We start from the raw sequence: 21,512 nt of genomic DNA on the forward strand, positions 1-21,512 counted from the left end.
CGGAGCTCGCGGCCAGCGACAGCCACAGGTAGCGAACCAGCGCCGCCTGGCGTGCCTCGTCGGCCCGGCGGTAGGCAACCAGCAGCGCCATCAAGGCGACCCCGCCGACCAGCGCCGCCGCCGGCTGCCACGGCGATGCCGTGTCGCGGAAGATCAGCACCACGCCGCCCGCGAACGCCACTCCGGCCATGAGCTGGCCGATGAAGATCATCCCGTTGGTGGGATGCGCGGCCCGGTCCGCCTGCTTGAAGCGGCGCGACGGGGTGATGAGCAGGTCGACGATCATGGCCGCCACCCCGAGCCCGGCGACGAACAGGAACACAATCGAGATCCAGTAGGCACCCCGCGCCACCACGTACGTGATGCCGTCGTAGATGTCTGCGAGTACGTCGACTATTGAGTCCATGCCGTGCCGTTGAATCCGCTGTGTGGGTGGCGGCCCTGAGCAATCATGCCCGTTGGTGCAGATATGGGCGGGCGCCTGGGGAGGGACGGCGCCCGCCCATTACCTGCTCTGCTACTCGACGCCTTCGAGGAAGCTCGTGTCGACGAAGTTCGCGTAGCTGGACAGCGCCGAGGCGATCTCGCCCTGGGCGACGAAGAAGTCCATCTGGTCCTTCATCACCTGCTGCACGGTCCCGCCGAGCCACGCCTCAGACAGCTGCACGTCCTTCTCGGGGAACGAGAAGGCATCCAGCAGGGCGATCGTCGGTGCGCGGTCCATGCCCGCAGCCTCGGCGATGGTGTCGATCAACGGCGCCCGGTCGCGGTTGTAGGCCCGGTTGGCGTCCTCGGTGACCTGCAGGAAGGTCGTCAGGACGTCGGGATAGGTCTCCGCGAAGTCTCCGGTGGTGGAGATGATGTCGAAGACGCGGATGCCGATGGCCTCCTGCTCCGAACCGGTCATCACCAGGTTGCCGCCGTTGGCGATCATCTCGTTGACGGCTCCGCCGAATGCGCACGCCATCGCCACTTCGCCCGAGTCCAGGGCCGCGACGGCCGCGGGGCCGCCCTCGGACTGGATCAGCTCGACCGTGGAGGTGTCCACGCCGAGATGCTCGAGCATCTTCAGCAGCTTGAAGTGCGTCACGTTGCCCAGCGGCGTGTAGATGCTCTGGCCCGCCAGTGTGTCGGCCGCGTTGTCGGCGGTGACCCCGTAGTCGGGATGGGCGACGCAGTTGTCTGCGTCGGCGTAGCTCACTGCCACGCCGATCAGCAGCAGATCAGAGCCGCCGGTCACGAAGTTGGCGAACGGTGTCAGGCCCTGGGAGTAGGAGATGTCAATGTCTCCGGCTTCCATCGCCTGGGCCATGTCGCCGCCTGAGGCGAACGGGATCCAGTTCACCGTCACGCCGAGCTCGTCGTCGTAGGTCTCCTCGAGCTGGGCTACCTGGTTGGCCGTCGGCCACTCCAAGAAGTAGGCGACGTTCAGCTCCTCGGGTGCGTCATCGCCGCCACACGCGGCAGCGGCAAGCGCGAGCACTGCGGCCAATGCCAGTAGTCGTTTCATTGGGGTCCCTCCATGTTGATGGATGTGTTCTGCCTCACCTCGAGGCATGGAGCCAACCGCTCGTGCGGTCCAGCACCTTGTCGACCCGGCTCAGCAGGTCGTCGATTACGGCAACGTCGGCCACCAGCGGCGGCGCGATCATGATCATGGCGGCGCCCCGGGCGTCGGGCCGCACCAGCACCCGTTCGGACCGGACGAAGCCGTCCAGCACGCCGCCGGGCAGCAGCGATGCGAACTGCTCCTCGGTGAGCTCGGTGCCCGACGCCCGGTCGAACATCAACTCCACCGCGTAGAAGTAGCCGGCCCCGCGGATCTCCTTGACGCAGGCGTGGGCGTCCATCAGGTCGGCCAGCCCGCCGGCCAGGTGCGCCTCGTTCGCCAGCACCCCGGCGAACACGTCTTCGTCGCGCATGGCGGTCATGTTTGCCACGGCGACCGCGGTGGCAACCGGGTGGGCGCCGAAGGTGGAGCCGTGGGTGAACATCGCCAGCGGCGAGTCCCACACGCGCTCGACCAGCGAATCCCTGGCGACGATGCCGCCCAGGGGGGCGTAGGCGCTGGTGACGCCCTTCGCGAACGTGATGATGTCGGGCTCGGCGCCGAAGCGTTCGCTCCCGAACCAGTAGCCGAGGCGACCGAAGGAGTTGATCACCTCGTCGGCGCACAGCACCACGCCGTAGGTGTCGCAGATGCGGCGCAGTTCCTGCCAGTAGCCGTCGGGCGGCACGAGCGCGCCGCGGCCGTTCTGGACCGGCTCGGCGATCACCATCGAGACGGTCTCGGGGCCTTCGGCCACGATGGCTTCCTCGACCTCGGTCACGCACGGCAGATCGGCGACCGACTGGCCCGGTTCGAGGTGCCAGTCCAGCGTGTTGGCCACATGGCGGACCGTGTCGGTGATCATCGGCAGGAACGGGTCGCGCACCCGGGGAATGCCGGTCAGCGCGAGGGCGCCGAGGGTGGTGCCGTGATACGCCATCTTGCGGGCGATCACCTTGTGGCGCTGCTCCTCGCCGTTGGCCAGGTGGAAGCAGCGGGCCAGCTTGATCGCCGACTCCACCGACTCGGATCCTGAGTTCACGAAGAACACCCGGTCGAGGTCGGCGGGCGCAAACTCGGCGATCATCGCCGCCGCCTCGATCGCGGCGGGATGGGCGAACCCCCAGTTGGAGTAGAACGCCAGCTGGTCCATCTGCTTGGCGGCGGCTGCGGTCAGGTCGCTTCGGCCGTGGCCGAGGTTGGTGCAGAACAGGCCGGCGAGCCCGTCGAGGTATTCGTTGCCGTCGGCGTCGGTGAGATAGCAGCCCTCGCCGCGTTCGATCACTACGAGATCGTCGGCGTTCCAAGTGCCCGCAGACGTGAAGTGAGGTACGAGATGGCGGCGAGCCAGCTCCCGGTCGTCCGACATGTACACCCCCCAGGTTTCCCATGAGCGACGCCGACCTAGCGGTTAGAGAGTATCACACTCGGGTTAGGCCAATTTCCACCGCGGAAGCAGTCCTTCACTGAGCGGGCAGTGCACTTCACCTCCGTGCCCCTCGACGCGGATCAGCACCTCGTGCCTTCGATTCTCGCTGCGACCGGCTCGGCACCGGCCCTGAACTGCTGAGGGTTACGGTGCGGGGATGCACCTGCAGCTCGGCGGGAGGCTGCGTCCATGAGCGCTCAGCGGGTCGTCATCGTGGGCGGGGGGTTCGCGGGGCTCAGCGCCGCCTACACGCTGATGAAGCGGGGCATCACTCCCCTGCTGCTCGAGTCGTTCGAGCGTGCGGGTGGGCGCGGCAAGGGCGAGCAGATCGACGGCTTCTCGGTGGACATGGGCGCGTTCGTCTTCACCGCCACCTACGACACCGCGTTCCGCATCTGCGAGGAGTTGGGGCTGCCGCTCGTGCGCTCGCAGATGAAGTTCGGCCACTTCCGCGGCGGGCGCTGGGTGACCACCTCGCCGGAGGGATCGCTGGGGAGCTTCGTACGCCAGATTCCTGCGGCCATCGCCTTGGGCTTCATGTCGCCCAAGGGGTTCCTGTCGGGCTCCAAGGTGATGCGGCAGATCCATCGCCAGTCGGAGTACATGAGCTTCGCCGGCGACAGCCCGCTCGCCGAGATCGACGACGACGAGGCCTTCGGCGATTACCTGCAGCGGCTCGGCGTGCCCCACAAGCTGCAGGTGACGCTCACCGGACCGCTCAAGATGGTCCTGGGCGACCCCATGCCGGCCGGACAGGCGCTGATGCGGGCCTACATCGGCGAGACGATGCTGAGCGGAGGTGCGGTGTCGATGCCCGAGCGAGGCATCGGCTCGCTGAGCGCAGCACTGGCCGCCAAGTGCGCCGATGCCATCCGGGTCTCCACCCCCGTCAGCAGGATCGTGGTCGCGGGCGGGAAGGCGACCGGCGTGGTCGCCAACGGCAAGACGATCGATGCCGACGCGGTCATCTGCGCCGTGCCCGGCACCAAGGTCGCCGAGCTGGTGCCAGAGCTGCCGGAGGCGGTGCGCCGGGCGCTCAGCACCATCAACTACTCGACCGGCTGCAGGGTGGTGATCGGCGTCGAGGGTTCGCCGCTGCCGGCCGGCTGGCATGGTGCGCTCTACCCCGAGGACGACGACGCTCCGCTCCTGATGGACCGATCCAAGTTCCTGCCTGACTGCGCGCCGCCGGGCAAGAGCATCCTCGACCTGCTCATCGGCCGCGACCGTGCCAAGGAGCTGATCCCGCTCGACGACGAGACGATCAAGCGCGAGCTGCTCGCCGCCGCTCGCCGCAATGCGCCGCCGGGCTCAGCCCTGCCCGGCGATGACGAGGGCCACTTCTTCCGCGTGTACCGCTGGGAGGAGGCGCTGTGCATGGGGATGCCCGGGATGCTCGCCGCACTGGCGGATGTGCCCGGGCAGCTCGCGGGCAACATCGACAACCTGTTCCTGGCCGGCGACTACATGGGCATCCCCTCGGTCAACGGCGCCCTCTCCACCGGCGAGAGCACCGCCAACCACGTCGCAGACCTCCTGGCGTCCGGCGTCGTCTAGACGCTGACGCCGACGGGCTGGCGAGCGAATGGGCGTACATCCAGCGCACCTTCGAGCTGTTCGGCGACGGCCAGCAGATCGTGGTCGCTTCCGTGGCGCCCGACGAGCTGGATCGCTGCCGGCAAGCCCTCGACGAACCCGGCGGGCAGCACCACCGCGGGATGCCCGGAGACGTTGAACGGCACTGCGAACGGGAAGGCCCCCCACAGCTTGGATACCGGCTCGCCGGCGATGGCCGCCGGACGGCATCCGAGCTCAAAGGCGGTGGTGGCCGTCGCGGGGGTGGCGATCACGTCGTAGTCGCCGAACCAGCGATCCACGCGCTCGCGGTACGCCCGCTGGGCGGAGCGGGCCGCCGAGACGGCGGCGGGATCGAGTCGTTCCGCTGCTTCGAGGGACCGGCGGCAGTACCAGGTCAGCTCATGGGGGCCGTTCAGCAGGTGTCCGCGGCGCTCGCCCTCGTCTGCCAGCACCAGCGGGCCGAAGATCTCCTCCCAGCCAGCGAGATCGAGATCCACCGGGTGCACCTCGTGCCCGCAGGACGCGAGCTTGTCCACCGCCGCCGAGGTCACCGCGCCGATGCCGGGATCGATCGGGCGACCCTCGGGCTTGGCGCACCATGCGACACGGCGGGGTTTCGGATCGTCGGAAGCATCCTGGGCGCCGTCGCCTCCGTCGGACAGCACATCGTGCATGCGACGAGCGTCATCGACGCACCGCGCCAGCGGGCCGACCGAGATGAACGGGCTGAACGCACGGAACCCTCCCTCGTCGTGGACGGTTCCGTAGGTGGGCTTGAATCCCACGAGGCCGCAGAACGACGCAGGAATGCGGATCGATCCGCCGCCGTCGGACCCGAGGCCGAGGGTGCACATGCCGGCGGCAACCGACGATGCCGCGCCGCCGCTGGAGCCGCCGGCAGTGCGGCGAAGGTCGAAGGGATTGGCCGCGTCGGGACCCAGCAGGTTGTCGGTGGTGGCCGACTGGCAGAACTCCGGCACGTTGGTCTTGCCGACGACGACCGCCCCGGCGCGGCGCAGCCGGCGAACGGCGCCCGAGTCGTGCGGCATCACTTCGTCGGCATGCGCCAGCGAACCGAGCGTGGTGACGTGACCTTCGAGATGAAAGGCGTCCTTGATCGACACCGGGACGCCGGCCAATGGGCCGGCAGTACCGCTGCGATACGCCGCCTCCGCGGCCACCGCCTGGCTGCGGGCCAACTTTCCGGTGGTCAGAACGACGGCATGCAGCAGGGGGTTGAGCTGAGCGATGCGCTCCTGGGCCTGTTCACAGACATCGACCGGCGACAGCGAGCCGCTGCGGTACGCATCGATGAGCTGGCGCACCGGCCACCACAGGGGCCCCTCATCCACGAGCCGACACGCCGCCCGAGACGGTGAACACCTCGCCGGTGATGTAGCTCGACTCATCCGATGCCAGCAGCGACACCATGGCGGCAACATCGTCGGGCTTGCCGATGCGACCCAGGAACGCCTTCTCGGTCAGGTAGCTCGTGAAGAACTCTTCGGGGTAGATCCTGCGCAGGAAGTCGTTGTAGATCAGGCCCGGGGCGATCGCATTGACCCGTATGCCGTGGGCGCCGTTCTCGGCGGCGGCGACGCGGGTGAGCGCGAGCACGCCAGCCTTGGCTGCGGAATAGGCCGCGCCGTGTTCGGCCGACATCTCCCAGGCCGCGATCGACGAGATGTTGATGATCGAGCCGCTCCCGGCGGCGATCATCTGCGGCAGTGCAGCGCGCATGCACACGAACGTGCCGGTCAGGTCGACATCGAGGCAGCGCTGCCACGTCTCCACCGACATCTCGGCCACCGGCTCGATCTTCGACCAGCCGGCGTTGTTGACCAGCACATCGAGCCTGCCCTTGTCCGCCACGGCTGCCTCGATGACGCCCTGCACCTGGGCGTGGTCGGTGACGTCGAGGTGGTACGCGCTCACCTGCCTCCCCACTTCGCCGGCGAGCGTGTCGGCGAACTCGTGGCAGCGGCGCTCGTGGACATCAGTGACCACGACGTCGAAGCCGTCATGGGCGAGCCGCCTTGCCGCTGCGGCCCCGATGCCGGCGCCGGCGGCTGCGGTCACCAGCGCCACTCGCGGATCCGTAGTCATCAGCCTGCTCCCTCTGCTTCGACGTTGGCGATGAGGTCGTCGGCCAGTTGCGCGAGGCGTTGGCGACGGCCGCCCGACAGCAGCGCGAACGTGATGCGGTCGATGTCGAGCTGCCAGAGCTGACGGATCCGTTCGACGCAGGTGTCGCGGTCGCCCGCCAGCGCCACTGACGTGACGAAGTCGTCAGACACGATGTGCTTGTGCTCCGCCTGCAGCGACAGGTGGTCGACCAGGCCGTACGCGTCTGCGGCGCGCTCGAACTCGGGGCGGAATCGCTCCCACGCCGGCGGCATGCGCTTCCACGGATGGAAGGTGGCCGCCTGGCTGACGGCCCAGGCCCTGACGTCGTCGACGGCGGACTGGCAGTCGTCGTCCATCGACATGGTGACGAACAGGTCGACGGTGAGCTCTGAGCGGTCACGACCGGCTGCGGCCAAACCCTGGTGGATGAACTCGAGCTGCCACGCGCAGAATTCGGGGTCGGCAGCGCCCATGAGCACGATGCCGTCGCACGTCTGTGCGGCGAGCTGCAGCATCGCGGGCTGCGACACGGCCAGGTAGATGGGGATCTGGCGCGTCGCGGTGGCCAGGCGAACCTGGCTCCCGTAGAGATCGCATGGCTCACCGCTGAAGAGCTGCCGGAACTCGTCGATCCCCGAGCGCAGCTCGGCCAGCTTGGACGGCGCTCCCCCGGCGCCGAGCACCGCTGACCAGCCCGCACCGAGACCCAGCACGGCACGGCCGCCGGACAGCTCGTCCACAGCGGCGGTGGCGTTGGCCGTGACGGTGGGGTGACGGGTGACGAGATTGGTGACGCCCGCCCCAATGAGCAGGTTGTCGGTGGCGAGCGCGGCCAGGTTCATGGCTGCGTACACGTCCTTCATCCCGAGCTGGAAGTCGATGAACCACAGCGCCTCGAAGCCGCTGTCCTCGATTGCTCGGGCCAGTTCGCCCGCGCGGCTCAGGGGCTCGCGCGGGCTGACGCCCATCGAGATCCCGTAGCGGCGCCTCATGCTGACTGCCTCTCGCCCAGGAGCGTGGCGATCAGCGTGCCGTACGCATCGGGCTGGTCCACGGAGATCAGATGTCCGGCGCCGGCGATCTCGTGGTAGCGAGAGCCGACGACACGCTCGACGATGATGTCCGATGCCCGCCGGGGGCAGAAGACGTCGTCCGACGCCCCGATGACGTCCACGGGAATCTCGATGTTCTCCAGCAGGGGGTTGAGCGGCTCGGACCGGATGCCGATCATCGCCCGGGCCGCATTGATGTAGCCACGGCCGTCGCCGATGGCTTCCAGTCGCCTCGCGGTCACTTCGTCGATGTCGGCTGGGGTGACGATCTGGGCGGCCGTATCGTCGCGCAGGCCGGCGGCGAAGCCGGTCGCTTGGCTGGCTTCGAGCTGGGCGACACGTCCTGCGAAGAACTCGGCCGCGGCCGAGCCGACCACCGACGAGGTGGCAATCGCGATCAAGTGGTCGATCAGGTTCCCCGGCTCAGTCGCTGCGTGGAGCCCGATGGTGCCGCCCAGCGAGTAGCCGACCACTGCAGCGGGGCCGGTCACGCTCCGCAGGAACGCGTCGAGATCGCCGCTCAGCTGTGCCAGCGTGCCGGCGCCCTCGCCGGCTGTCGTCCGACCGTGGCCGCGCAGGTCGAGCGAATAGACGGCGAACTCGCGGAGATGGTCGGCCACGCCGTCCCACGACTGATGGTCTTCGGCCAGTCCGTGCAGCAGCACCACGGGCGGCCCCGAGCCGTGCCGGGAGTAGTTGACGGTGATGTCGGCCAGCTCGACGGTGCTCATCGGCCCGAGTCCCCATCGGGGCCGGCGCCGCTGCCGGCCGTCGCTTCAGCAGGATCGCAGGCTGCGACGAGCTCGTCGCGGAGTTGCTGCTTGCGGATCTTGCCCGCTGCTGTGCGCGGGAAGCCGTCGACCGGCACCAGCCGCTCGGGCCAGTACCGGCGTGGCAGCTCCTGTTCTGCGCAGAAGGCGAGCACCTCGTCAAGGTCGAGCGGTGTGCGGGCGTGGACGACAGCGCAGATGCGCTCGCCCAGTCGCTCGTCGGGCCATCCGATCACGGCCACGCCGACCACGTCGGGATGGGCGGCGATCGCGTTCTCGGTCTCGACGGGCGAGATGTTGACGGCGCCGCGGATGATCAGGTCCTTGAGCCGTCCGGTGATCGACACGTAGCCGTCGGCATCGATTCGGGCGAGATCGCCGGTCCGGAAGAAGCCGTCGCCGATGACTTCGGTGGCGTACAGCTCGGGCTGGCCGTAGTAGCCGTTGAACACGCCGGGCCCGCGCATGACCAGCTCGCCGCTGCCCTCATCGCCCAGCGCCCCCTCGGCGTCGAGGATGCGCAGCTCCAGCCCGGGCAGTCCCACCCCCACCGTGGTCTCGAGCTGCGACTCGGTCGACGTCGGAACACAAGTGGTGAGACCGCCTTCGGTCATGCCCCACAGCGGGGTGACGAACGTGTTCGGCAGCTCGTCGCGGCAGCGTCGGATGAGGGCGGGCGGCACCTGGGCGCCGCCGCAGAGGAAGCTGCGCATGGATGCCAGCTTGGGCTCGCTGCGGTCCCAGTGGGCGTTGGCGAGATCCAGCAGGAACGGTGTCGCCGCGGCCGTGAAGTCGGCTCCGTGGCGGGCTACCAGCTCCAAGGCCGCCTCGGCGTCCCATTCGTCTTGGAGAATGAGCGGCGCGCCCACGAACAGCGACAGGCGGCAGCCGTGAATGGAGCCGACGCTGTGGCCGAGCGGGGACGGCATGAACACCGGCGTGTCCTGGCTGAGATCGAAGCGCTCGGCGAAGTGCAGGTTGAGCGCGGCCAGCGAGTCCTCGCTGTGGCTCACCGCCTTGGGAGGGCCGGTCGTGCTCGAGGTGAACATCAGGTGTGCGGTGGCCTCGGGCACCTCGGCGGCAGTAGTCGGGCGGATGGGCGGGCCATCCGGCGCCAGCCGGCCCCCTTTCGCCAGTGCGACGGCGATGGGCCCGCAGGCTGCGGCAGCGGCGGCTCGCCGGACGGCGTCCGCGGAGCGGCTGGCGCGGTTCTGACCGTCGCAGACGACCAGGGCCGGACGGGTGAGCTCGAAGATGTGGCGCAGATGGGCCTCGGGCGTGGTGACAGGCGTCGTGGCCGGGACATGGCCCGCCCGCAGCACCGCCAGGAACATCACCATCCAGTCGGTGCGGTTGGGAAGGTGGATCACGACGGGTCGCCTGGCGGTCCCGGCGAGCGAGCGGATCTGCTCTGCAGCCTCGCCGGCCGCCTGCCACAACTCGGACCGTGAGATGGCGGTGCCATCGCTGACCAGGGCCAGCCGGCCGGGGCTCTCGCCGACATGGGTCTCGAATCGATCGACCAGCCGCCGGCCCGTCCACCATCCGGCGAGGCGGTAGCGCTTCGCCCGGTTGTCGCTCACGTGGCTCCTCAGTTCGCGGCAGGGTCCGTTCTCGGGAGTATTGCAGGCTTGCCGAGCTTTCACTAGAACGACTTCACTTTTACTTTTAGTCCGTTGAAGATGTGCAGGTAGGCTTGCTCGCTGCGGGCCTCCCGAGGGGAGTCGGCCCGCAGATGAAACGCTGACGCGGGGATCAGTCACGTGCCTCATTCCGTACGCAGGCCTTCGGGCCGCTGGAGCGAACATGGCGATTGAGCCCACCACCCCGAAGGGTCGTCGCACACGGCAGACGATCCTCGATGCAGCGTCGAGGGTCTTCAGCAAGGACGGCTACGTCGACGCCCGCATGAGCGACGTCGCCACAGAGGCCGGTCTCTCGCTCGGCGGCCTCTACCGGTACTTCGAGAACAAGGAAGACCTGTTCAGCAGCGTGATCCGCGACATCCATGAGGAGCTCTTCCGGCGGAGCAGGTCGTCGACGCCGATCAGCGACGACCCCGAGGCTGCGCTGTTCGAAGCCAACCTCGGATACCTGCAGCACTACCACGACAACAGCGGCGTGATGGGTGCCTTCATCGCGGCGACCACCGTGGAGCAGCGCTTCACGACGATCTGGTGGACCATGCGCGAGCGTCACGTGGCCCGGTTCGTGCATGCGATCGAGAACGACGACCGTGTCCAGCTCGATGGGCTCGACCCGACCACGATGGCCCGGGCGATGGCCTCGTTGGTCGAGCAGACCGCGTACACGACGTTCGCCCACGCTGCGCTCAACACGACCACGGTTGACGTGGAGACGGTGGCACGAGTGGTGACGCGAGCCTGGTACCGCAGCTTCTACGGCGCGCCCGACGGGGGCTGAGCGGGCCCGACCGGCGGTGCCGCTGTGGGTGCCGCGACTGCGCGGACGTCGGGCGATCATCTCAGAGCTCTGAGCCCAGGTAGGCGGCTGCCAGCCGCTCGTCGGCGAGGAGCTCCCGGCTGGTGGCCTCCAGCGACACCTCGCCGGACTCGAGCACGTAGGCCCGGTCGCAGACCTCAAGCGCCTGATGGGCGCGCTGCTCCACCACGATCATCGCCGTCGTCTCGCTCTGCATCAGGCGGGTGACGCCCTCGAAGATGTCGTCCGCGGCCCGTGGCGCGAGCCCCATGGACGGCTCGTCGAGCATGAGCAGCCGGGGACACGCCATCACGCCGCGCGCCACCGCCAGCATCTGCTGCTGGCCGCCCGAGAGTGCGCCGCCGTCGCGGCCGAGCATCTCGGCCAGCGCCGGGAAGATCTCGAAGACGAGATCGCGGCGTTCGTCATGCCGGTTCTGTGCAGCCCTGCGGTGACTGCCGAGCCGCAGATTGTCGGCCACGGTCATCGACGCGAAGATCATCCGCCCTTGCGGCACATGCACGATGCCGTCCTCGACCCGCTTGTGCGGCGCGTGGGCCAGCAGATCCTGGCCATCGAAATTGATCGAGCCGGAGTCGGGCAGGACGGTGCCGCTGATGGCCTTCAGCAAGGTGGTCTTGCCGGCGCCGTTGGGGCCCAAGATGGCCACATGTTCGCGGGCGCCGACGCGGAAATCGACTGATCTCAGCGCAGGGATGCCGTCATAGCCGGCGGACAGGTCACTGATCTCGAGCACGTTCCATCCATTTCGAGCCGAGGTAGGCCTCGATCACACGGGGGTCGGACACGACGTCGTCGGGCGAGCCCTGCGCAATGATGTGGCCTTCGTCGAGCGCCACCACCGTTTCGGCGTAGCGCACCAGCGACCGCACCGAGTGCTCGATCACCACGATCGCCGTGTGCGGTGCAACGAGGTCGTCGACGATCTGAAAGAAGCGATCGCGCTCGGCCTCGTTCAGGCCTGCGAGCGGCTCATCGAGCAGCAGCAGATGCGGGTCGCTCACCATGGCCCGGGCCAGCTCGAGGCTCTTGATCTCAGCGACGGTGAGGGCGCTGAGCTGACCCAGCGACTTGCTGGTGAGGTCGACCCGTTCGAGCATCGCCATCGAAGCATCCACCGGGTGGCGCACCGAAGCGCCGATGGCGGCGACGACCACGTCGTCGAGCGGCGACATTCCCCCGAAGCCCTGCGGCACCTGGAACGTGCGGGAGATGCCGAGCTCGTAGCGCCGCGGGGCGCGGATCCGGTCGATCGGCATGGTCTTGAAGCGGACGCGGCCGGCATCGGCGCGCAGGTGGGCGGTCATGATGTTGAACAGCGTCGTCTTGCCGGCACCGTTCGGCCCGATGATGCCGACCCGCCGACCGGCGTCAACCGTGAACGACACGTCGGTCAGGACCTGGTTGGCGCCGAAGCTCTTGGCCACGCTTTCCACCTCCAGCACCGGCGCCTCGCCCGCTGCGGGCAGCGCGGCCGGACGGCGTGGCCTGCGCGGCACGCTCAGCAGCGGCGAGGGCCTCGGCGGGGGCGCCAAGGCCCGCTGCAGCAGTCGCCTGGCCGGTGAGCCGGTCGCTGGGGCAAGCCGCGTTGCGAGCCAGCGGCAGCCCCGCCCCGCAGCGGGCAGGATGCCCAGCGGCATCAGCAGTGCCACGAGCACGAGGGCCGCGGCATAGACCAGCTCCTGCGCGCCGGGCACTGCCTCGCCGATCGAGTCGTCCAGGAACATCGCCAGCGGGATGAGGAACGCCGCGCCGACGACCGGTCCCCAGGTCATCCCGACCCCGCCCACGAACGCCACCGACAGCATCACGATGACGACGGTGATGCCGAAGACCTCCTCGGCGACTGTCACCCGCAGCACTGCCTTCACCCACAGCACGGCCATGGCTGCCGACAGGGCTGCCGAGATCATGAAGGCGGCGGACTTCCACGCCACCGTCCGAATGCCGACGGCGCGTGCCAGCACTTCGTTGTCTCGGATGGCTCGCAGGGCGAATCCGAATGAGGTGACATCGATCAGCTCGCTGATCAGCAGCGCCACGATGAGCATCCCGAGACCGACCCACACGTAGGTGTGCGCGTTTGAGAACTCCATGAACTTCCACTGGTTCTCCGGGTGGAACGGCACCGTGAGCTCGGGCTCGCCGTAGTGGGAGACGAGCAGTTCCAGGATGAGCGGGAACGAGATCGTCGCGAGCGTGAAATAGAAGCCCTTCAGCCGGAAGGTGGGCAGGCCGATCACGAAGGCAACCACCGCGGCGGCGCCCATGCCGATGGCCATGCCGGTCCACGGCGACATGCCGCCCTCGCGCAGCAGCACGGTGAAGCCGTACGCGCCGATGCCGACAAATGCGCTGTGGCCGAGCGAGATCTGCCCGGCCTTGGCCATGAGGTTCCAGGCCACGCCGGCCAGTGCCCACACCACGGCCAGGGTGAGCACCCGCACATGGAATCGCTGGTACAGCCAGCCGTTGAGTATCGCCACGGCCGCGACCAGCACGACGAACGGGATGAGGCGTCGCGTCATATGGCCCGCTGGACCTTGCCGAACAATCCGTTGGGCCGCACATACAGGATGAGCAGGAACAGTGCGAACACCCAGACGTTCTTCACCGCTGCCGACGTCCAGACCTGCGACACCGACTGGATGATCCCGATGAGCACTCCGCCCACGAAGGCGCCGCTGACGCTGCCGAGGCCGCCGAGCACGACGGCGGCGAACATCACCACCACGAACCGCAGACCCACGAACGGCGTGATGCTCTGGAACGTGACGAGGGCCGCTCCCCCCACGGCGGTGAGTGCCACGCCCACGCCGAACGCGATGCGGTTGGTGCGGTCGATGTTGATGCCCATGTAGGTGGCGGCTTCCCAGTTCTCCGAGGCGGCCCGGATGGCGCGGCCGGTGCCGGTGCGGTTGAGGAACAGGAACAGCAGCGCTGCCACCAGCAGCGAGAGCAGGAAGGCGTAGAGGCGGGCCCGGCTGATGAAGATGTCGCCGATGAAGTCGCCCGTGTTGGCGTAGGACGGCGCCACCACGCGTGGCTCCGAGGAGTACCTGATGAGGATGAGGTTCTGGAAGATCAGACCGAGCCCGATGGTGAGGATGACCTGCGCGTCGTGGTTCTCGTGCCGGCCGATCACGAAGCGGATGAACAGCCAGTGGATCGCCATGCCCAGCAGCAGGAACACGGCGAAGATGCCGGGCATGGCCAGGAACGGGTCCATGCCGATGCCGCCCGCGAACAGCGCCCACGAGAGGTACATGGCCAGCATCATGAAGTCGGCCTGGGCGAAGTTGACCACGCGCATCACGCCGAAGATCAGGCCGAGCCCCGAGGCCAGCAGCGCGTAGACGCCGCCGATGAGGATCCCCGGTACGAGGAACTGCAGGAATTCAGTCATCTGTGGGCGGGGTTGAGCTCGGCGCTACTCCCACACCGGGTCGCAGATTGCGAACTCCTCCGGATAGACGGTGCACGGGATGAGCCTCCCGTCCACTTCCTGCCATTGGGCCAGCACGCCGAAGTGCTGGTCGACGCGGCCGGTGGCGCTGAAGCTGATGGCAGAGGCCGGCATGAGGTCCACCGCGACGCCCTCGGTCAGCTTGACGGTGTTGAACGCCTTGGCGACGGCGGCCGGCGATGGGTCGCCGGACTGCTCCAGCACGGCGGCGATGAGGTGCACCACGAAGTAGCCGCCGATGTGGTCCTGGCGGGCGTAGGGCTGGTCGATCGCGGCTGCCAGCTCGTCGAACGCATCGCTGCCTGCCAGCGGGTTGGCGTAGACGAAGGTCGACAGCCCGGCCACCTCCGGTCCCAGGTCGGCCCATGCGGGCAGCAGGCCCTGGCCGCCGTTCTGGATCACCGGCGCGGTGACGCCTCGGGCGATCAGCTCGTTCTGCAGGCCGCTGACGTCGCTGAATGCGAATGCGATGTTGAAGATGACGTCGACATCGGCGTTGGCGATCTTGGTGGCCACGCCGGAGGGATCGTCGAGCCCGCCGGGCGCCCAGGTGTCGGTGACGGCCACCTCGATGCCCCGATCGGCGAACTCGGCCAGCAGTGCCTGTTGCAGCGGCACGGCTGCAGCCGAGGTGGAGCCCACCACTGCCACGGTCTCCATGGTGATGCCTGCCTGGTCGAGCCCGGGCTGGATGGCGTCGAGGATGAGGCCCTTGATGGCCGATGCCGGCGGCGAGTAGCCGAACACGTGGGTGAAGCCCTCGCGGTCGGTGACCGAGTCGGCGAAGCTCTCGGTGACAAACGGGATGCCGGCTCGCTCGGAGACCTCGGTCGCGGCCAGGCTGAACGACGACAGCCATGATCCGGCGATCGCCGACACGTCGGGCTCGTCGTCGAGCAGGCGCTCGACGGCGGTGGCTGCCTCTTCGGCGGAACCGCCGGCGTCGTAGATCGCGAGTCGCAGCGTGGCGTTGCACAGCGATTCGATGCCGCCGGCTGCGTTGATGTCCTCCACTGCCTTGCTGGCGCCGGCGATCTCGGCGCTGCCGACGAAGCTGAAGGTTCCCGACATCGGCCACACCGTGCCGATGACCACCTCGTCGACGCAGTTGCGCTCGTCGACGGCTGCCGCGGCAGCGGCCGCTTCGGCTTCTGCCTCGGCTGCGGCGGCGGCTTCGCGCGCCTCTTCGAGCTGCTGCTCGAGGTCGGCGACGACTTCGGGGTCGACACCTTCAGCGGCTTCGGCCTCGGCCAAGGCAGCCTCGGCTGCTGCAGCCGCGGCGGCGGCCTCTTCGGCTTCGGCCTGTGCGGCTGCCGCGGCGTCCTGTGCCTCTTGGAGGGCTTCGGCGTCGGCAGTCGAGTCGGTGTCGGTGTCGTCGGCGCATGCAGCCGCGAGCAGCCCGCCTACGGCGAGCAGAACTATCAGTAAGCGCCACGTCGTTGCGGATCGCGTTCGGTTGCGGGGCCGGGTTCTAGGCATAGCCGCTCCTTGGGCTGCCAGGGCCGGTCTCCGGCTGTCGCATTCGACCGACCGAGATCGATGTGCGCCCGACACTAGGCAGCCCCAGACCCCAAGTCAAGAGACCGATGTCGCTTTTTTATTATTGCTGCTATCGGACGACAATCGTCCCGAGATGACTGGTGCTCAGAGCCGCGAGCGGTTGACGCCGTCTAGGGGCTGTCGCTGCCGGTGTAGAAGGCGAGGGTGCGCGCTGCGGCGGCGCGCGTATCGTTGGAATTACCTTCGCGTGCGCCCGGCTGGGCGCCAGTCGAGTCCTCACAGACGCGGAGATCATCCATGGCCACTCAGGCTCTCAAGAACTTTGATGCGTACGAAGCGCGACATCGCGCCGAGCTCGAACCCGAGCACAACGGCAAGGTCGCACTCATGCACGACGAGGAGGTCGTCGGCATCTACGGCGACTGCGAGTCCGCGTTCGCGGCCGGCATGGAGAGGTATCGCAGAGGCGAGTTCTCCTTCCAGGAGATCGGCGCGGAGCCTGTGTTCGTCAGCGCGCTCAGCCTCGGTGAGCCGGGGTGAGCGAGCGGGTCGTCGAGATCCACCAGAGCCAGATCGTCACCGAGATCGAAATCGCCATGGACATCATCGAGCGCTTCGCCGTCAATATCGATAGGGGCATCTGCACTCTTCAACGGCGCTGACCCCGCAAGAACGGAACCGAGCCTTCTCGCCGTCGGCGGCACCCCGGCAGTGCTCGCAGTCATCGCACGAGTCGAAGGACGAGTTGTGAGACCCGATCTCAAGAACAATATATAACTTGTCGTCGCACTCATTTCTCACTATATTTACATTGTGATAATGTGCACTTTAGGGCAAGGGCCTGTGAGGACCACGATGAAGAGTCAACGAGCTGTCGCCCGCAACCGTCTCGACGCGCGCCTCGCGGGCGTGCCTGATCTGGCGCGGCCAAACAAGGGCTGGATCCGGGCGCTGCGCGACGCCCTCGGCATGTCCGGCGCCGACCTGGCGCGTCGCATGGGGGTCAGCCAGCAGCGCGTGCCGGCGATCGAACGCGGCGAGCAGGACATGACCATCAAGCTCGACACGCTGATGCGCGCGGCTCATGCACTCGACTGCAAGCTCGTCTACGCGCTCGTCCCTCGCACCAGCCTCGACGACATGGTCCACGATCAGGCACGACGACGAGCAACCGAGCATGTGCGCCGCGTCACGCAGCACTCCCGACTCGAGGATCAACAGCCCACCGAAGCCGACCTCGCCGAGCAGATCGAAGAACTCGCCGCGGAGCTCGCCGAGCGACGCGGACTGTGGAGCGACGCCCAGAACTCATGAGCGATTGGCGGATTCCCCAAGACAGCGGGCATACCCCGCTGTCCGAAGAGGACCGACACGGTCTCCTGCTCAGTCATATCGCGACCCGCGACGACCTCAACGACGCTGAACAGCGCAACCTCACCAAGGCACTCCGGCGCCGAGCGCCCTCCGCCGACAGGCTCCTCGACGACATGTACCTGCGTGACCTGCACAAGGCGATGTTCGGTGACGTTTGGGAATGGGCAGGCAAGTACCGGCAGCGCGTCACGAACATCGGCGTCGCCCCGGCCCACATCGCCACGGACTTGCGGATGCTCACAGGCGATGCCGCAGAATGGGTTGCGCGCGGTCACTTCGAACCTGACGAGCTCGCCGTGCGCTTTCACCACCGGCTGGTCACCATCCACCCCTTCCCCGACGGCAACGGGCGACACAGCCGCATCAGCGCCGACTACCTCGCTCAAGCGCTCGGACGCCCGCCATTCAGTTGGGGCGACCGCCTCCAGCTGGAGACTGACGCGCTCCGGCGCACCTACCTGAGTGCGCTGCGCACCGCTGACCGCGGGGATGTCTCCCCGCTGCTCAATTTCGCCCGCAGCTGACTCATGGCACCCAACAACCCACGATCTCGCTGGGTGATCTTGGGAGCAACCACCGAACCTCAAGTGGCCGTGACCAGTCCGGGCCGCCTTGGAGTTGCTGGCCGATAATCGCTTGGACCTACGATTGGACAGGGTTAGGTTCCGCGGAGACCGATGACGATGACCGAGGCGAGAGCTGAAACGGCGCTGCTGACCGCAGCCGACTTGCTGCGGCTCGACGGCTCCGGCGTACGTGGCGAACTCATCGAAGGGGTGTTCTGCGAGACGATGTCGGCGGGCCAGATGCATGGAGCGATCGTCATGCGGTTAGGCGCGCGACTGGTCGACTTCGTGGCGCCTGCTGGCCTCGGCACCGTGGTCGGCTCTGATTCGGGGGTATTGCTCGAACGCGATCCCGACACAGTGCGAGAGCCCGACATCGCGTTCACTTCCGCACGGCGGCTGGCTGTCGGGCAGGAGCTGGCGGGGTACGCCGAAGTCGTGCCGGATTTGGTGGTCGAGGTGGCCTCGCCCAGCGAGCGCCGTGGCGAAACGCACGACAAAGCTCGCATGTGGCTCAGCTTCGGCGTGCGGTTGGTGTGGGTGATCTATCCCGAGTCACGCTCGGCCCGGGTCCACCGGCTCGACGGACCGGTCGAACTGCTGGCGCCCGAGGCTTCGCTCGACGGGCACGACGTGCTGCCCGGTTTCAGCTGCCCCCTCGCTCAGATCTTCGCCGAACCCGGCGATTGAGGCAACGCTCCCCCGCCGTGACCCGGTGGGGACGTGCAGCAACTCACTCCCACCCCTTGGTGGCGGGGGCAGGATTTGAACCTGCGACGCACGGTTTAGGAATTCCCGCCCGCCGGTGCGGTCCGCTCCCGTCGAGTGCCGGGTTGTGCTGAGTTCTGCGGGAATCCGCGGAGGGGGGGTCCGGCTGGTCCCGGGCTGTGCCGGCGAATCGTGAGAAGTCCGTTACCCAAGCGTTACCCAGGTAGGCCGTTGTGGGTGGTGCCGATGAGCGTGACCACGATGACCGCGGGTTCGTCGAATGGGTTGCGCCATGCGTGCCGGGTGCCGTTCTGGACTACGGCGTCGCCAGGGCCGAGTTCGACGGCCGCTCCGTCGTCGAGTTCGAGCACGACGCGACCCGACACGACGTAGTCGAAGTCGATCGAGGCGGTGGTGTGCATTCCCGGGTTGTCGGGCTCCATGTGGCCGGCCAGGCCGGGCAGGCGCTCCTCCATCTCCGCCGCGGCCGCCTCGAAGTCGATGTCGTCGAGGTCGACGACCTGGGTCGGCGGCACGGTGAAGGTCGCGAACCGGATCCCGCCGGTCGGCGGGAAGTAGTCGTGACTTGGTCGTGGTTGGCCGGCGTCGGGGAACTCGGGGATGGTGTCGGCGCCCCAAATGCGGCGGAACTCGTACCCGGGGGCGACGGCGGACGCGATCGGTTCTACGACCTCGTTGATGGTGAAGACGGCCTTGCCCTGTTCGTTGTGGCCGGTTACGACGCGTCTCGTGTGCATGAGCTGACCTTTCTGGCTCTACTCGCCCTCGATGATGGCGAGCTGGTTGGCGATCGCCTCGAAGGACTGGGCGTTGAGGAATCCGCCGGCGTCGTCGATCGATTGCCGGAGGTACTGGGCGGTGTCGGTCACGAGACCGCGTACCTGTTCGAGATCGTGGGTCAGTCGTCCGCTGCGTTTGCGCCACGTGCCACCGACCATGACCGAGTCGACGACTCCGGGGTGGCCTTGAAGCACGACGTGGCCGGCCGCGTCGGCGCCGGTCCAGCCGCTCATCGAGATGTCGGTGCCGTCGAGCAGTACGAGGTCGGCAGCCATACCCACGGCGATACGGCCGACGGTTGCCTCGAGGCCGCACGCTCGCGCACCGTTGACGGTTATCCACGCGAGCGCGTCGCCGGCCGCAACCGTGGTGCCACTGAACATCTCGCCGGATGCGATGCGGGCCTCGTTGGCCAGGGCCCGTTCGACCTGGAGCGCGAGCCGGGCCGCGAAGAACATGTCGCCGTTGTTGTTGGAGACGATGTCGGTGCCGATCGTCGGCGCCATGCCGGCGGATCGGACCTTCTCGGTTGACGACATGCCCATGCCCATCTGGAGTTCGGTCTCGGGGGTGAAGACCACCGACGCACCGGAGGCCGCGACGGTCTCCCACTCTTCGTCGGTGCTGAAGTTCATGTGGACGAGCAAGACATCAGGGCCAAGCAACCCCCGGGGACCGAGGTGGTTGCCCACCTCGTGGCCGCCGGCGGTGCTGTTGACGTGATGCATGATGCGCAGCCCATTGGATCGGGCGAACTCGTATTGATCGGGCACGTCGACGGGCCGCGCTATACCGAACTCCTCGGGGCAGATGCCCATCGTGATGAGCGGATGGTCGGCCGCCGCGGCGGCGAGATCGACGAGCCGCGCCGCCCGGTCGGCATTGGATCCGTAGCGGTCTGCGCTTCCCGGCGGGACGTTGAACCCCGCTCCCCACCACGCGCGGATCCCGGACTCGGAAAGGCCCCGCAATGCGGCCGCGCCGTGGGCCGGGCTCAAGATGTTGTGGCTGTAATCGGCCACCGTCGTGACGCCGCAGCTCAACGCGTCGAGCGCCCCGGCCAACTGCGCGATGTAGAGATCTTCGGGCCGGTACGCGTCGGCGGCCGTGGTGCGAATGCCGATCACATAGTCCATGAGCGACCAGTTCGCCGTCACGCTGCGCAGCGGAAGCTGCCACACGTGACGGTGGCAGTCGACCAGCCCTGGGATGAGGATCATCCCGCGAGCGTCAACCCGCTCCGCATCACGTGTTGTGGCTTCGTCGACCGACCCGACCGCGCTGATGGAACCGTCCCGGATCAACACGTCGCCCACGACCGTGCCCATCTCGGCGTCCATCGACACGATCGTGGCTCCCTTGATGACCACCGCAGCGTTCTCAGCCATGTCGTCGACCGTAGTAGTTCGAATATGGGCACGCCCCCCTGGCCTGCCTTCGGTGATTGGCGATTAACGCCTGCACCCCGCGCAGCTGGCGCAAACCCCCACCAGGACTCAAAGGCGACGAGCTCCAGCAGTTCTACACAGAACGAGCCCAACGATTCGCGCTGCGAGTCCACGCGCACATCGAAGGCGGCGCCAAGCGGCTCTCGTCGCCCACCCGAGACGGACGGCTCAACATCGACCCCGACCAGAACGCCGGACCCAGTCAACAGCCGCTGTACCCGCCGCCGGCAGATCTCACCAGCATCTTCAAGAACCTCCCCCAAGGCATCCTCCACCAAGGACTCATCACCGCAATCGTCGAAGACCTCGACTACTTCCAGTGGCCACCATGGGGCACACCGCTGCACGACCAGGTCTACGGACAGCGCAATCCCGCCGAGAACATCTTCGCCCAGATCAAAGACGAGAACGGCCTCTCCAAAAAGGTCAACCGCATCATGGGCATCGCCGCCCGCCACATCATGTGCCTCGCACAAGCCGTCTGGTACAACCTCAAACTCACCCGCAACGGCGAAGCACAACTCGAAGCAGAACTCACAGCCGCCAAACAGGCCCGACGAGCCGCCAACAAGACACAACCCACAAACAACACACCCCAACAGCAGCCGGACACCGACCAACCGGCCTCAAGCCCGCCGACCGGCGAGGCACCCGACTTCCGCGCACGACCACCCCCATAGC

Annotated in this window: 21 protein-coding genes; 8 read left to right on the plus strand and 13 right to left on the minus strand. The window is 67.8% G+C overall.

What is annotated here, in order from left to right:
- Positions 1-517 precede the first annotated feature (517 nt).
- Complete coding sequence (locus ACOGW9_RS06950; RefSeq protein WP_419909690.1) at positions 518-1,510, minus strand: ABC transporter substrate-binding protein; 993 nt, start codon at positions 1,508-1,510, stop codon at positions 518-520.
- A 34-nt stretch (positions 1,511-1,544) separates the two neighbouring features.
- The gene (locus tag ACOGW9_RS06955; protein ID WP_419909692.1) at positions 1,545-2,918 is read right to left on the minus strand and encodes an aminotransferase class III-fold pyridoxal phosphate-dependent enzyme; all 1,374 of its coding nucleotides are present in this window, start codon (positions 2,916-2,918) and stop codon (positions 1,545-1,547) included.
- A gap of 249 nt (positions 2,919-3,167) precedes the next feature.
- Here ACOGW9_RS06955 and ACOGW9_RS06960 point away from each other — a divergent pair, with 249 nt between their 5' ends.
- Positions 3,168-4,535 carry a protoporphyrinogen/coproporphyrinogen oxidase gene (locus ACOGW9_RS06960; RefSeq protein ID WP_419909694.1) on the plus strand — a complete coding sequence of 456 codons (1,368 nt, stop codon included), beginning with the start codon at positions 3,168-3,170 and terminating at the stop codon, positions 4,533-4,535.
- On the opposite strand, the gene ACOGW9_RS06965 is transcribed toward ACOGW9_RS06960, so the two are convergent.
- The 5 genes from ACOGW9_RS06965 to ACOGW9_RS06985 are packed head-to-tail and all read right to left on the minus strand — an operon-like array spanning position 4,532 to position 10,088.
- Complete coding sequence (locus tag ACOGW9_RS06965; protein ID WP_419909696.1) at positions 4,532-5,908, minus strand: amidase; 1,377 nt, start codon at positions 5,906-5,908, stop codon at positions 4,532-4,534. The two genes, ACOGW9_RS06960 and ACOGW9_RS06965, sit on opposite strands and share 4 nt — an antisense overlap.
- The gene (locus tag ACOGW9_RS06970) at positions 5,901-6,662 is read right to left on the minus strand and encodes an SDR family NAD(P)-dependent oxidoreductase (protein ID WP_419909698.1); all 762 of its coding nucleotides are present in this window, start codon (positions 6,660-6,662) and stop codon (positions 5,901-5,903) included. Before ACOGW9_RS06970 ends, ACOGW9_RS06965 begins: the two co-directional genes overlap by 8 nt.
- Positions 6,662-7,675: an LLM class flavin-dependent oxidoreductase gene (locus ACOGW9_RS06975; RefSeq protein ID WP_419909700.1), complete on the minus strand. Its 1,014-nt coding sequence runs from the start codon at positions 7,673-7,675 to the stop codon at positions 6,662-6,664. The genes ACOGW9_RS06970 and ACOGW9_RS06975 overlap by 1 nt, the downstream gene beginning before the upstream one ends.
- The gene (locus ACOGW9_RS06980; RefSeq protein ID WP_419909702.1) at positions 7,672-8,466 is read right to left on the minus strand and encodes an alpha/beta fold hydrolase; all 795 of its coding nucleotides are present in this window, start codon (positions 8,464-8,466) and stop codon (positions 7,672-7,674) included. Before ACOGW9_RS06980 ends, ACOGW9_RS06975 begins: the two co-directional genes overlap by 4 nt.
- Complete coding sequence (locus ACOGW9_RS06985) at positions 8,463-10,088, minus strand: class I adenylate-forming enzyme family protein (protein WP_419909704.1); 1,626 nt, start codon at positions 10,086-10,088, stop codon at positions 8,463-8,465. The genes ACOGW9_RS06980 and ACOGW9_RS06985 overlap by 4 nt, the downstream gene beginning before the upstream one ends.
- Before the next feature lie 223 nt (positions 10,089-10,311).
- Between ACOGW9_RS06985 and ACOGW9_RS06990 the strand changes: the two genes are divergently transcribed.
- Positions 10,312-10,929, plus strand: coding sequence for a TetR/AcrR family transcriptional regulator (locus tag ACOGW9_RS06990; RefSeq protein ID WP_419909706.1), 618 nt, complete (start codon positions 10,312-10,314; stop codon positions 10,927-10,929).
- Positions 10,930-10,990: 61 nt separating this feature from the next.
- Here ACOGW9_RS06990 and ACOGW9_RS06995 read toward each other — a convergent pair whose 3' ends face one another.
- From ACOGW9_RS06995 to ACOGW9_RS07010, 4 genes are read right to left on the minus strand one after another with little or no spacing between them, the layout of a single operon-like run.
- A complete protein-coding gene (locus ACOGW9_RS06995; RefSeq protein ID WP_419909708.1) occupies positions 10,991-11,704 on the minus strand; it encodes an ABC transporter ATP-binding protein in 714 nt (237 codons plus the stop codon).
- Positions 11,688-13,496, minus strand: coding sequence for an ABC transporter permease subunit (locus tag ACOGW9_RS07000; RefSeq protein ID WP_419909710.1), 1,809 nt, complete (start codon positions 13,494-13,496; stop codon positions 11,688-11,690). Before ACOGW9_RS07000 ends, ACOGW9_RS06995 begins: the two co-directional genes overlap by 17 nt.
- Positions 13,493-14,374, minus strand: coding sequence for a branched-chain amino acid ABC transporter permease (locus ACOGW9_RS07005; RefSeq protein ID WP_419909712.1), 882 nt, complete (start codon positions 14,372-14,374; stop codon positions 13,493-13,495). Before ACOGW9_RS07005 ends, ACOGW9_RS07000 begins: the two co-directional genes overlap by 4 nt.
- Before the next feature lie 24 nt (positions 14,375-14,398).
- Positions 14,399-15,913 carry an ABC transporter substrate-binding protein gene (locus ACOGW9_RS07010; protein WP_419909714.1) on the minus strand — a complete coding sequence of 505 codons (1,515 nt, stop codon included), beginning with the start codon at positions 15,911-15,913 and terminating at the stop codon, positions 14,399-14,401.
- Positions 15,914-16,231: 318 nt separating this feature from the next.
- On the opposite strand from ACOGW9_RS07010, the gene ACOGW9_RS07015 reads away from it, so the two are divergent.
- The 5 genes from ACOGW9_RS07015 to ACOGW9_RS07035 all read left to right on the plus strand — a co-directional run bounded on the left by ACOGW9_RS07015 (position 16,232) and on the right by ACOGW9_RS07035 (position 18,564).
- Entirely contained in the window at positions 16,232-16,474 is a 243-nt protein-coding gene (locus ACOGW9_RS07015; RefSeq protein ID WP_419909716.1) for a hypothetical protein, read from the plus strand.
- The gene (locus ACOGW9_RS07020; protein ID WP_419909718.1) at positions 16,471-16,596 is read left to right on the plus strand and encodes a hypothetical protein; all 126 of its coding nucleotides are present in this window, start codon (positions 16,471-16,473) and stop codon (positions 16,594-16,596) included. The genes ACOGW9_RS07015 and ACOGW9_RS07020 overlap by 4 nt, the downstream gene beginning before the upstream one ends.
- A gap of 193 nt (positions 16,597-16,789) precedes the next feature.
- The gene (locus ACOGW9_RS07025) at positions 16,790-17,248 is read left to right on the plus strand and encodes a mobile mystery protein A (protein WP_419909720.1); all 459 of its coding nucleotides are present in this window, start codon (positions 16,790-16,792) and stop codon (positions 17,246-17,248) included.
- Complete coding sequence (locus ACOGW9_RS07030; RefSeq protein WP_419909722.1) at positions 17,245-17,832, plus strand: mobile mystery protein B; 588 nt, start codon at positions 17,245-17,247, stop codon at positions 17,830-17,832. The genes ACOGW9_RS07025 and ACOGW9_RS07030 overlap by 4 nt, the downstream gene beginning before the upstream one ends.
- Before the next feature lie 153 nt (positions 17,833-17,985).
- The gene (locus ACOGW9_RS07035; protein WP_419909724.1) at positions 17,986-18,564 is read left to right on the plus strand and encodes a Uma2 family endonuclease; all 579 of its coding nucleotides are present in this window, start codon (positions 17,986-17,988) and stop codon (positions 18,562-18,564) included.
- Between the two features lie 233 nt (positions 18,565-18,797).
- Here the strand turns inward: ACOGW9_RS07035 and ACOGW9_RS07040 are convergent, their stop codons facing one another.
- Positions 18,798-19,340: a cupin domain-containing protein gene (locus ACOGW9_RS07040; protein ID WP_419909726.1), complete on the minus strand. Its 543-nt coding sequence runs from the start codon at positions 19,338-19,340 to the stop codon at positions 18,798-18,800.
- An 18-nt stretch (positions 19,341-19,358) separates the two neighbouring features.
- Positions 19,359-20,771 carry an amidohydrolase family protein gene (locus ACOGW9_RS07045; protein WP_419909728.1) on the minus strand — a complete coding sequence of 471 codons (1,413 nt, stop codon included), beginning with the start codon at positions 20,769-20,771 and terminating at the stop codon, positions 19,359-19,361.
- A gap of 56 nt (positions 20,772-20,827) precedes the next feature.
- Here ACOGW9_RS07045 and ACOGW9_RS07050 point away from each other — a divergent pair, with 56 nt between their 5' ends.
- Positions 20,828-21,511 carry a hypothetical protein gene (locus tag ACOGW9_RS07050; protein ID WP_419909730.1) on the plus strand — a complete coding sequence of 228 codons (684 nt, stop codon included), beginning with the start codon at positions 20,828-20,830 and terminating at the stop codon, positions 21,509-21,511.
- The last annotated feature ends 1 nt before the right edge of the window (position 21,512 follow it).

The organism is Candidatus Poriferisodalis sp., assembly GCF_965203655.1.
Taxonomy (GTDB): Bacteria; Actinomycetota; Acidimicrobiia; order Acidimicrobiales; family Poriferisodalaceae; genus Poriferisodalis.